At 70.3% G+C, this 10,531-nt stretch carries 13 protein-coding genes; 3 read left to right on the top strand and 10 right to left on the bottom strand.

From position 1 onward, the window contains the following. Positions 1-70 precede the first annotated feature (70 nt). The 7 genes from K2Y56_RS21135 to K2Y56_RS21105 all read right to left on the bottom strand — a co-directional run bounded on the left by K2Y56_RS21135 (position 71) and on the right by K2Y56_RS21105 (position 6,427). On the bottom strand, positions 71-766 hold the full coding sequence (locus K2Y56_RS21135) for a hypothetical protein (RefSeq protein ID WP_292512361.1): 696 nt from the start codon (positions 764-766) through the stop codon (positions 71-73). Positions 767-943: 177 nt separating this feature from the next. After that, a complete protein-coding gene (locus tag K2Y56_RS21130) occupies positions 944-1,582 on the bottom strand; it encodes a hypothetical protein (protein WP_292512359.1) in 639 nt (212 codons plus the stop codon). Between the two features lie 176 nt (positions 1,583-1,758). Beyond that, positions 1,759-3,045: a hypothetical protein gene (locus K2Y56_RS21125; RefSeq protein ID WP_292512356.1), complete on the bottom strand. Its 1,287-nt coding sequence runs from the start codon at positions 3,043-3,045 to the stop codon at positions 1,759-1,761. A gap of 108 nt (positions 3,046-3,153) precedes the next feature. Then, a complete protein-coding gene (locus K2Y56_RS21120; protein WP_292512353.1) occupies positions 3,154-3,435 on the bottom strand; it encodes a hypothetical protein in 282 nt (93 codons plus the stop codon). Positions 3,436-3,508: 73 nt separating this feature from the next. Beyond that, on the bottom strand, positions 3,509-5,764 hold the full coding sequence (locus K2Y56_RS21115; RefSeq protein ID WP_292512350.1) for a DEAD/DEAH box helicase: 2,256 nt from the start codon (positions 5,762-5,764) through the stop codon (positions 3,509-3,511). Beyond that, positions 5,761-6,177, bottom strand: a complete 417-nt coding sequence (locus tag K2Y56_RS21110; RefSeq protein ID WP_292512347.1) for a hypothetical protein — start codon at positions 6,175-6,177, stop codon at positions 5,761-5,763. The genes K2Y56_RS21115 and K2Y56_RS21110 overlap by 4 nt, the downstream gene beginning before the upstream one ends. Positions 6,178-6,217: 40 nt before the next feature. Then, entirely contained in the window at positions 6,218-6,427 is a 210-nt protein-coding gene (locus tag K2Y56_RS21105) for a hypothetical protein (protein ID WP_292512344.1), read from the bottom strand. 406 nt (positions 6,428-6,833) lie between these two features. On the opposite strand from K2Y56_RS21105, the gene K2Y56_RS21100 reads away from it, so the two are divergent. After that, positions 6,834-7,160 carry a hypothetical protein gene (locus K2Y56_RS21100; protein ID WP_292512341.1) on the top strand — a complete coding sequence of 109 codons (327 nt, stop codon included), beginning with the start codon at positions 6,834-6,836 and terminating at the stop codon, positions 7,158-7,160. 10 nt (positions 7,161-7,170) lie between these two features. Here the strand turns inward: K2Y56_RS21100 and K2Y56_RS21095 are convergent, their stop codons facing one another. Continuing rightward, a complete protein-coding gene (locus K2Y56_RS21095; RefSeq protein ID WP_292512338.1) occupies positions 7,171-7,419 on the bottom strand; it encodes a hypothetical protein in 249 nt (82 codons plus the stop codon). A 142-nt stretch (positions 7,420-7,561) separates the two neighbouring features. On the opposite strand from K2Y56_RS21095, the gene K2Y56_RS21090 reads away from it, so the two are divergent. Next, complete coding sequence (locus tag K2Y56_RS21090) at positions 7,562-7,819, top strand: hypothetical protein (RefSeq protein WP_292512335.1); 258 nt, start codon at positions 7,562-7,564, stop codon at positions 7,817-7,819. Between the two features lie 54 nt (positions 7,820-7,873). Here K2Y56_RS21090 and K2Y56_RS21085 read toward each other — a convergent pair whose 3' ends face one another. Both K2Y56_RS21085 and K2Y56_RS21080 read right to left on the bottom strand, forming a co-directional pair. Further along, positions 7,874-8,968: a hypothetical protein gene (locus K2Y56_RS21085; protein WP_292512332.1), complete on the bottom strand. Its 1,095-nt coding sequence runs from the start codon at positions 8,966-8,968 to the stop codon at positions 7,874-7,876. A gap of 63 nt (positions 8,969-9,031) precedes the next feature. Then, entirely contained in the window at positions 9,032-9,604 is a 573-nt protein-coding gene (locus K2Y56_RS21080) for a hypothetical protein (RefSeq protein WP_292512329.1), read from the bottom strand. 179 nt (positions 9,605-9,783) lie between these two features. Between K2Y56_RS21080 and K2Y56_RS21075 the strand changes: the two genes are divergently transcribed. Then, complete coding sequence (locus K2Y56_RS21075; RefSeq protein ID WP_292512326.1) at positions 9,784-10,500, top strand: hypothetical protein; 717 nt, start codon at positions 9,784-9,786, stop codon at positions 10,498-10,500. The last annotated feature ends 31 nt before the right edge of the window (positions 10,501-10,531 follow it).

The following is a 10,531-nucleotide window of genomic DNA, read 5'->3' as shown; positions in this document are numbered from 1 at the left end:
AATGATAAACATCAACCCCTGAACCTGGGTCACTTCTCAACGAAAACGCCGGGTCAACTCTCAGCGGAAATCAACAGAATTCGGCCTCGATCTCGGCCATGAAGGCGGATCGGTTCGGAAGAGCGGTGAGCGGATCGGTCTGAGCCAGCCGCCGCATGCCGGCCTCGGCCGCCCGCCGTCGGGTCGCGTCCTCGACCAGCAGGAGGGTTCCGCCTCGCCCGGTTCTCGTCCAGGTCGCCCCGACGTGTCGGCCGTCCGCCAGGACGACGTCCCTGGACGAGGGTCCGCCGTCGGGGATCGGGGCGTCCGCGAGCAGATCCGCGATGCCGGCCGGGCACGTCCCGGGACGCAGGTCCCCGGGCTCGAGACCCATGATCTCGTGGAAACGCGGGTTGGCCACGAGGAGTAGGCCGGCGTCGTCGAAGGCTGCTGCGCCGAGCGGGAGGTGGCGGAAGGCTTCCGCCGATTGTTCGGCGCGAACCGTCGCGGCCTTGGCCGCGGCCTTCCAGGTGCGCGCCTTGCGGCCGGATCTCAGGGCGGCTCGCCGCAGGGCGAGGCCCACGCCTACGGTCCCGACGCCGCCCAGGGCGGCCGCGCATGCCAGCGCGTAGGGGAGAGGCGAAGCCGCCATGGCGAGGCTGCAGGCGGCCCCGAGGGCCGCGCCTCCGGCCGAGAGGCCGGCCACGGCCGTGGGGTCCATCGCGAACCAGCGACGCCCGGCGCCCCGCCTCGAAGGATCGAACCCTGGCGGGGGGCGGCGAGGCATCGTGTCGAATCTCCCGAACGAAGGAATGGATCTACGGGATCGACCTTGGTCCCGGCCGCCTCAACGGACTGTTAACGGGAAGCCTCGAATGCCGTCGTTCAACCGTTTCATGGGTGCGGAACGCAGACGGGGCCGCCCATGGGCGACCCCGTCGAAAGGATCCGGATGCCGGCGGCCTCAGGCGGCGACGCGGGCGGCCGCCTGGAAGCTGAACGGAGCCTGGAAGTGACCGGCCCGCGGGATGGGCGGGGGCGCGTGGTGACCCATGGGCGGCACGTGGGCCGGAGCCTGCTGGACGACCGGGCGCGCCGCCTCGATCAGGCGTCCCAGGGCCGAGACGAGTTCGTAGGCGACGGCCGGCCGTGCCGAACGGTTGACCTTGACGAACTGGCGGATGCCGCCGGCGAAGCCGACCTGGATCTGCTCGGCGCTGTCGATGCCCGGAAGCATGGTCCAGTTCTGGATGGCCGAACGCAGCCGCGTCAGGCCGTACATGATGTGCCCCTCGGCCTCCTGGGGGATGTAGCTCGGGAGGTGCGGCTTCAGCCCGGTGCCGATGTGCAGCTCCTTGGGCACGTCGTCGCGCAGCAGCTCGAGGACGGACGCGGCGAAGCGCACGCCGTTCTCGCACTCGTTGAAGGCGCCGTCGGCCGAGGTGGGATTGCGGCCGGCGAGGCCGGTCAGGAGAAGCGTGACGCTGGCGGCGGTGCTGGCCGCTCCGGCACGATCGGTGCCGTTGTTCGTCACGAGGCTCTCGAGGATGTCGATTGTCTCACGGGCGATGGTCTTCGCTGCCCGGATCCGGCCGTCCGTCATCGCGGCTCTTTCCTATGCGTTGCGCGTCGTTGCGGTTCGTCGTTCGAGGTTCGGAGTGCCCTGCTCGTACGGCTGGGCTGTTCCGAATCGCCGTCACGTTCGCAAGGAATGGAAGCCTTGTCTACGGCATCGATGCAACGCGCTACGACATTTCATTCCTTCGTGAACGTGGTTCTTCAGGGGCGGGGCGCAGGGGTCTCCGCTTCGACGGGTGCGGAAACGTCCGCGGACGCCCGCTCGATCGACGGGAATGCCGACGGCGGAAGCACGACCTCGCCCGTCCGTACGGGAGCCCCGCTGAAGCGGTCGCGGACCTCGTAGGTCTGCTGGGCGGCATCGAAGCTCACGGTCTGCGTCCCGGCGTCGAAGCCGATCAGATCGTCCGACAGCTCGGACCTGCCGTATCTGAACGGGATCCGGACGCTGTCGCCGATCATGTACTCCGGCGGCGAATCGATCGGCCGCATCCTGCGTCCCATGTGTCGGAGCAGGTTCTTCGCGGTGGGGTCGCCCCTTTCGGAGAGGGCGGCCAGGGCGGTACGGACCCGCTGCGGGTCGAACTTCGCGCGTTCGACCGTTCCACCGGCGCCGGACAGCTTCCGCGACAGCTCGATGATGCGCTCGATCTCGGGGATGCGCGCGTTGGCGACGAGCCAGCCGTCGAAGTCGGTCGGGCGCAGGCCTCCGCGCTCGGGGACGTAGTGCACCTTGGCCTGGGCGGCCTGATTGAAGGCGGCGCGGAAGGACCGGATGCTGCGGATCTCGTCCGGCATGGTGGCGAACCGGTCGCCGATGCTCTCCGCCACGGCGGCCACCTCGCCGATGTCCATCGACATGAATCGCTCGCTGGCCCGCAGCCGGTCGCCGATCTCGACGACCCGCCACAGGCTCGCGGCGATGAAATGGTCGTCGTTCGCGTCCGGCGTCGTGAGCTCCGAGAGCTCGCGGAAGCTCGCAAGGGCTCTCAGCGCCTCCAGCGGCAGATCCGTGTGGCGCAGCATCATCAGGGCCGCGAAGGTATCCGCCTTCGCCTCGGAGCCGCCCAGGAGGCAGTGGCCTATCTCGTGGTAGAGACCGATCTGTTGGAAGTGCTCGGCGTCCATGCCCCCGGTATCGGCGTGCGGCACTCCGACGGGCCGGCCCATGACGGCCGATGCCGAGTCCGTGGGCTTCCAGCCGACGACGATGCACGAAGCCGTAGTGGGCGACGTCCGGTACGCGTTCGCGTTCGGGCCCGTGTCGGCAAGCGCGCCGAAACTGCGCGCGAACCCCCTCAAGGTCCGGTCGATCTTCCTGGCCTCGACCATCGGCTTCGTCACGGCGCGGTCGAAGATCTCGATCCGGTATCCCTCCTTGCGCGAGACGGGGTCGGCCGCGAGCTGCCCCCGGATGTTCTCGACGATCCGGTGGTAGTGCTCGGGCGTGACGCCCCGGCTGTCGTCGATGCGGAGATCGAACCCCATGGCGGCGTTCATCTGCGCGGCCGTCGCGAGGGGGGGAGCTCGGAGCCGTGCTCTCGATGACGTATGGAACGTCCGAGAAGCGCTGCAGGGCGGAGACGTCCGCGTCCATCACGGCCGCTCCTTCGCGACGGGCACGACCACGGACCGGATCTCCCGGCCGTCGGGTTCGAGTTCGGCCACCACCGCGGACGGGCGCTTGACGATCGCCTCGATCACGCGGTCGGTGTACTGGGCGTGGGCCAGGACGCGCGCGCCGGCCACGACCTGGATGACGCGGCCGGCGACGACGATCCCCGTGGGCGCGGTCGGCTGATGGGCGAGATAGATCGCGACCTCGCCTCTGAGGTTGACGGCGGCGACGCCGTCGGTCGGTGGAGGAGGTGCGTCCATGTCGGTTCCTTCCGGATCGTCCATCATGGCGTCCCGCGGCGAAAACCGCCAAGGGGTCGGACCACGGGATCCGTCAGGCCGGATGCCGCTGTATAAGGAACGCGGCCGTCTCGCTTGCCAGTCTTCCGACGTCGTTCACCCGGGCCCACCACGCGGCCCGGAAGGCCGGGTCCAGCGTGCCGTCGAACTTTCCCTCGGGGACGGCGCCGCGGGTGGCGATCCACTCGCCGAGGCGGGCGGACGCATTGACGGCGACGGATCGGAGGACCTCGTGGGCCATGGCGGTGCCGCAGGCCTCCACGTGGACCGCGTAGGATGAGGCCGAGGCCTGCAGGCCCTCTCCCTGAAGGCCCAGCGCGAGGGCCTTGAGCCGCAGCGTGCCGACGAAGGGCAGCAGGACCACGCCGTTTCCATCGGTCTGGATCGGCATCGATCCGATGCGGCGGGCGGCGTAGGCGCGGCGCGCGTGGTGGACGACGCCGCGGGCCGCGTGGTCGAACCAGGACGGCAGGACGTCGCTCTCGTAGACCTGCCGCATGGCGCGGGGGAGCGCATCGTGCATCGGCGACGGCTCGCCGCCCTCGAAGCGTATCGACGATCCCTTCGGAGCAGGGACGACGTGGGCGACCTTTTCCGTGAACTCGATCCGTTCGACGGTCCATCGGCGTCCCTGGAACACCACGCTGTCGCCGGCCCCGATAGGCGTGCCGCCGGAGACCGGGATCGCCCCGAGCCGGGTGCCCTCGTAGATGAGGCCGAGCTCGACGGGCGTCGCGAACACGGAGAAGACGTCGGCGCCGCCGAGGATGTCCCTCCCCACGGGGCCCGGTCGGACCAGACCGCCTCCCAGTCTCTCCAGGAAGCCGGATTCGCGCGACGAGAGCCGGATGAGAAGGTCGCGGAGGACCGGAATGCCGAAGCGCCTGAACGGTGCGGCGCGGCCCAGGATCGAGGCCAGGCGCTCGGCGTCCACGGGGGCCTCGACCGCGGCGATGCACAGGATCTGATGGCAGAGGACCGACAGGGAGGCCGGCTGGTCGCCCGGTGGTTCCACGAAGCCGGACTGGAGCAGGTGCAGCGCCGCGGCCGCGCAGACCACATCGGGATGGATCGCCTCCAGGGGCCCGCAGTCGGGAGCCGGCGGCCGCGCGACCACCGCGACGTCCAGCATCGGGATCGTGCCCGCCCGCCGGCCGGATCGCCCGGCCCTCTGGCGGAGCGCGGCGAGCGACCGGGGCGCGCCGACGTTCACCACCCGCTCCACGGGACCGATGTCGATCCCCAGCTCGAGCGTGGTCGTCGCCACCGCCGTGGCTGCGGTACCGGGGCGGCGCAGCGCGTCCTCGACCTGCTGACGGTATGCCTTGGCCAGCGATCCGTGGTGCGGGTGGAAGGCGTTCTCGAGCCCGTCGCTCTCGGCCCGGCGCCTCAACGCATCGGCCAGCGTCTCGACGGCCTTCCGCGACGAGGCGAAGATGAGGTTCTTGCCCTCGGACAGCCGTGGCCCGAGCCGGTCCGCCAGCTGCGCGGTTCCGGTCCTGTAGCCCATGTCCTCGGCAGCGATCTCGTCGTCGATCCAATCGGGACGGTTCTGCTCGACGATGCACTCGAGGCGGATCTCGATGGACCGGCGGCCGACGTCCTCCTCGATCAGCGCGACCCGCTCCGGCGCGGCAGGCCTCAGCCATCCCGCCGCGATGCGCGGATCGCCGAGCGTCGCGGACAGTTCGATCCGGCGGACGCGTCGGCCGACCGCCGCGTCGAGGCGGGCCAGGAGGGAGGCGAGGTGGGCTCCGCGCTCGCCGGCGAGGAAGGCGTGCAGCTCGTCAATCACGACGTAGCGCAAGTGTCCGAACATCCGCTCGACGTCGCCGCGCCGCTTCAGCAGCAGGGCCTCGAGCGACTCGGGGGTGATGATCACGACGCCCCGCGGGGTCCGCCGCAGCTCGCGCTTCTCCTCCGCCGGCGTCTCTCCGTGCCACCGCGTGACCGGGAGACCGACGGCTTCGCCCAGGGAGGCGAGGCGGCCGTACTGGTCGTTGATCAGCGACCGCAGGGGCGAGACCGAGAGGATGCCGACCGTCCCGACCGGCGAGGAGGCCAGGGAGGACACGGTCGGGAGGAAGGCCGCCTCGGTCTTCCCCGAGGCCGTGCCTGACGAGACGATCACGTCGTCGCTGCCGCGCAGGACCGCCTCGACCGCACGGACCTGGATCGGACGCAGGCCGTCCCAGCCCTTGGCCGCCATCCATCGGCGGACGCCGTCGTGAAGGAGCGTCTCGGCCGCAGGGCGCGCGGCGACGGGCTCCGGTGCGAGGGTGGCGCTCACGGAGCGAAGGCCGGCGCTCGGACGATCCGCAGGTCGTTTGCGATCAGGGCCGCGTCCGACACGGCTTCCGCGAACATAGCGGCGTCCAGGTCCGGCCCCTCGCCGATCGCGAGCACCTGCGCCTCGGTCATCTCGACCAGAGTCGGATCCCAGGTCTCGTACTCGCCCAGCAGGTCGTCGGGATCGCGTGCGCCGAAGGCGTCGACAGCCCTGTCTCCGTCCATCACGAACGCATGGACGAGCACGGGCTCGTCGATCTCCGGGTCCTCGTCGATCCAGGCTCGGATCGGCAGGCCGGTCGCGCGGTGCAGGGCGACGGCGAACAGGGCGCAGCGGCCGTGGAGCCAGCGGTCCAGACGTTCCTCGTCGATCAGGCTCTGGCTCGATGCGGCATCCATCGAAGGATGGGACACCCAGGCGTCGAAAGCCGCAAGGTCGCCCGCCGGCGCAGGATCAGAAGAGCTTCGGCTGCGGATCGGCCAACTGGGCGAGAACGATCGATCTCGACGCCTTCTGCACCAGCTGCGCGAAGGCGACCGCGGCGGCCGATGCCTGCACCTGGCTCGGGAAGTCGGATTCGGACGAGGCCACCGGTTCGCCGCGGGTGCCGATCAGGGTCCAGCCCCACCGGCTGCCCGTCGTCATGCCGACCGTGAACTGCATGTCGCGAACTCCGTTGCCGCGTGCGGAAGGACAAACCTGGATCGTGGTCTCTGCGAAACGACGAAGGCCGGCCGTCGGCGCACACCGGGCGATCGAATGCGGGCTCCAGGCAGGCGTTTCCCCCGATATCCACGTTCCCCACAGGCCCCGAGGCGGTTGCTTCGCTCCCGGCCGCATGCGCCGGTCCGGGGAAAGCTCATCGCGGGCGTTGCTTCGGTCGAACCCCATGCCATGATGGCGCGTCCGACCGGAGTAGCCTCGGATCAGCATGCCGGGGCGAATGGGTCGGGACAGGGTGGAGAGCCGCGGGGTCCCTTCGAGGCCGGGCTTCTCCGCCCGCCCCCGGGAGAGGCTTGCGGCTTTCGCCATCGGCAGCTCAGATGTCCCGACACCTCGAGAGGGCGCCATGATCGGGAACTACAAGGAAGCCTTTCCGGATTTCGGGCAGCTCGACGTCGAGCTCCCGGGTCACCTGGAGGACGTGTCCTGGGGCAACGAGCCCTGCCCGTGCTTCCATTCCGCCGAGGCGCGGGTGTTCCTCTACGTGGACTACGCCGACAAGGCGCTGCGGGAGTTCCCCGAGATGGAGCGCTTCGGGCTGCAGGTCGCCGCCGAGGACGGCCAGCACGTCGACGACGAGAGCCGCCACCTCCTGCACACCGACGACTTCGCCCTCGTCCTGGAGAAGATCGAGGCCCGTCGCGCCGAATTCTCGGCGCGCCCGGCCCCTTGAGCGGCGCGGTTCACCGCATCGCCTGACGGACGAGGTCCGCCGAAAGCGCGAACAGACCGCCGGTGGCGACACCCAGGGCGAGCGCCGCCGAAATGCGCTCCAGCTGGCTCGACCGGGACCACGCGGCGAAGTCGAAGCCGACATGAAGGCCCAGAGCCAGCATCACGAGCAACGCGCCGGCGAGCGCGATCGACGCGGCGATGCCGAGTCCGGTGATGCGGGGTTCGGCGACGATCTTGGGGTCGGAGGCCGCGTGCATATCTCGAGTCCGGTGTGAAGCAATGGATGGCGCCGTTTCGGCGGAGATCCCGGTGGTTTCCCGATCGCGCCCGCTTGTCAACGGCGGTTCCTTCCCGGACGTTCCGGAGCGGGGCCGCGCAGCGCCTCCCGGAGGAGCCTCGATGCGGGACCACTCTCGACCCAGCGACATGGATCCGGGCCTCGTGCTTCGCATCCAGGAGCGTGAGGACGGCGACGTCGTCGTGGCCATCGGCCCGTCGCCGCGGGGCATCGCCTTGACCGCGGAGGACGGTACCGCGGCGGTCTGCGAGTTCTCGGTGAGCGGAACCCTGTCGCCCCGGACGGTCAAGGCGCTCCGCGCGGTGATCGACGCCATGGAGGCGGACGCGATGGAGAGGCCGTTCCCGCTCCGCGGCTGATCCCGAACGGCAAAGGGCGCCCGGAGGCGCCCTCGATCCGGCAGGGCCGGGTCGTCACATCGGGGCCGGCGCGGCCGCGCGGGAGGGATGGACCCAATCTTCGAGACCGAGCTCGCGGGCCGCCTCCTCGGCGACGTCGGGATCCGCCCAGTCCTGCTCCATCTTCTCCCGGAGGAAGGCCATGTTGTCGGCGAAGACCCGCTCCGGCTGGATGTCCTTGTCCAGGCAGACGATCGCGCCGTACAGGGCGGCGAGGTCCGCCGGCTCCATATCGAGCAGCATGTCGACGAGCTCGTCGTGTCCGCCGAACCCCATCTTGTTGCCGCGCCATTCCGTCAGGACGAGGTAGCCGCCCTGCCGACCGCGCGTCTCGAAGGCGAAGTCGCCCTGGTCCGTTCCGGGGTAGGTGGTGGCTTCGCCGTCGACGTACTCGCGGATGCCGTCCCGGCAGGCGTCCCAGAACAGTTCGTCGTATCTGGCTTCGGCGTGCGCGGTCCAGAGCTCGTCGAGGGCGGGATCGATCCGCGCCTCGCCGCCCTCGACCTTGCCGCTCATGTCGGCGCCGTGGACCTTGATGTTCCAGGCGAGGTGCGTGTCGCGATAGCGCTCGCGGTACGAGGTATGGCCCGCGATGAAGGCTGCCATGTCGAGGCGCGTCCGTTGCGGATATTCGTAGCCGTTCTCGGGCGAGTCATGGGCCTCGCGAAGCTGCACCGGCAGGATGTCCTCGCCCGGCAACCCGGGGACGGTCCGGTCGCGGGCGGCCTTGAGGACGACGGCGTTGACGGTGGGAATGGTCGGATAGGCCTCGTCGATGTCCGGCACGCCGCCCTTGAAGCCGGGGGTGGACTTCAGCCAGGCGGCGAAATCGCGCCACTGGGTCATGCCGGCGATGCGCTCGAACTCGGCGGCCTGCCTGCGGCTCGGCCCGGCGGAGCCGGAGCTTTCGGGCAGATGCTTCTCGAGGACGATGGAATTGTTGTCGGAATCGATGACGACGAGGCCGTTGTATTCGGACCCGATCATGCCCCCGGCGTTGTAGGCCGAGGCCGCAACGAGGATCATGCTGCGACCGCCGTCGAAGGTCAGATCCTTCCGGAAGCCGTCGGCATAGTGCCAATTGGCGATCTTGTTGGCTATCGGGTTCATCGCGCTCGTCCTCGTTCCTTCGACGGAAGGATCACGGCTCGCGACGAAAGGCGCAACCGGCGCTCAGACCGCCGCAAGGTCCCGCGTATCGGCGAGCAGCGCACGTCGTGCCGCCACCAGATCCCTCGCAAGATCGGCACGGATCCCGGACTTCGAGGCGTCGCCGGTCTTCCCGATCTCGGCGTCGAGGGCCTGCAGGCGGCGGGACATCGTCTCGACCCGGGCCACGGCCAGCAGACGGGGGTTCTCGTGCACCAGGATCGCGATCGCGTCCTGAATGGCCTCGACGGCGGCGAAGGCCGTGTCGATCGGAGCGAGGCGACCGGCGGCGATCCAGCAGATCGGATCCGTCGAGAAGGCGATCACGAACGCATCCGAGGCCTCGCTGTAGGCGAAGGGAGCGCGGATGCCGAGGGCCGTGCCGGCGATCCGGAAGGAGCCGAGCTCGAGGTCGGCCGTGGCCCGGGGGGCTGCGGGATCGGAGAGATCGAGAAGGACGTCGCCGTGGGCCGTCGACAGCGACGTCGGTGCCGACGGCGCCGGGGCGGAGTGCCCCGCGCCCGGGAAGGCGATCAGCTGGCCAGGAGCCCTGGCGGGCGCCGGAGCGAGGCGGAGGAGAGGGCGGGCTGTCGCCATCGTGACGGATACCGTGCTGCGATTCGATCGTTGTCCCAACCTACTCCGCGCAGACCGACCTGGAAAGGAACGAATTGCACCCACGCCGGGCGAACACCGAAGTGGGTTAAGCCGAACCTTGGCTGTTGTTCCTTTCGCGCAACGGCGGCATCGTTTCCTTGTAAGGAATGGAGGGGTTCATGGTGGCGAGCCGTTACATGGGAGCCGGGTTCGTGCTCTTCGCCTCGCCCGGCGCCCGGATCGCCGCAACGCTGGCGGTGGCGGTGCTGGGTGCGGCCGGCGCGGCGGCGGCGATCCGCTACCCGGACGGCGCCCATCAGGCCGCCGTCGCCAGCATCGGCGACATGGCCGCCCTGCCGGCGGCCGGGCACCTCGCCGCGATGGCGGCCTATGCCGGTCGGTTCCCGGATCTGGTGCGGGGCGACGTCTACGGCCTGGGCCGGGCCCGCGTCGCCCAGATCCTCGCGCGGGATCCGCAGCCGGGGCTGCGCGAGCCGACGTTGGACGAAACGCTGGCCGACGCCTACGACCTCGCCGATCCCGCCGTCGCCGCCTACGTCGACCGTCTGCGGGCCGATCCCGCCGCCTCGACGCGGCTCGTGGCATCCGAGCGGGCGTTCCAGGCGAAGCTGCTGTCGGAACGGCTCGACGTGCCCGCGGGGGATCTGCACCCTTCCATCGTGCACGCGGCGGTCCGCTTCGGCACGAAGGCCGGAACGACGCTCTACCTCATCTCGACCGGAGCCGGGCCGGACCAGCTGCCGTCGACCATCTCCGTGGACGGAGGGGTCCTGCGCGCCATGGGCGCGGGGTCGGGCGTCGAGGCGCTGATGCAGTTCGCCTCCGAGTCGCCACAGCGCCCGAGCGGCTCCGGGCCCGGCATCGTTTCGCGCTGATAGGCCGGGCCGCCGGGCCCGATTTGCATCT

Source organism: Methylobacterium sp. (assembly GCF_019745455.1).
In the GTDB taxonomy this organism is placed as follows: domain Bacteria; phylum Pseudomonadota; class Alphaproteobacteria; order Rhizobiales; family Beijerinckiaceae; genus Methylobacterium.
The sequence above is the reverse complement of the archived record's forward strand: the minus strand, read 5'-3'. Positions and strand labels throughout refer to the sequence as shown.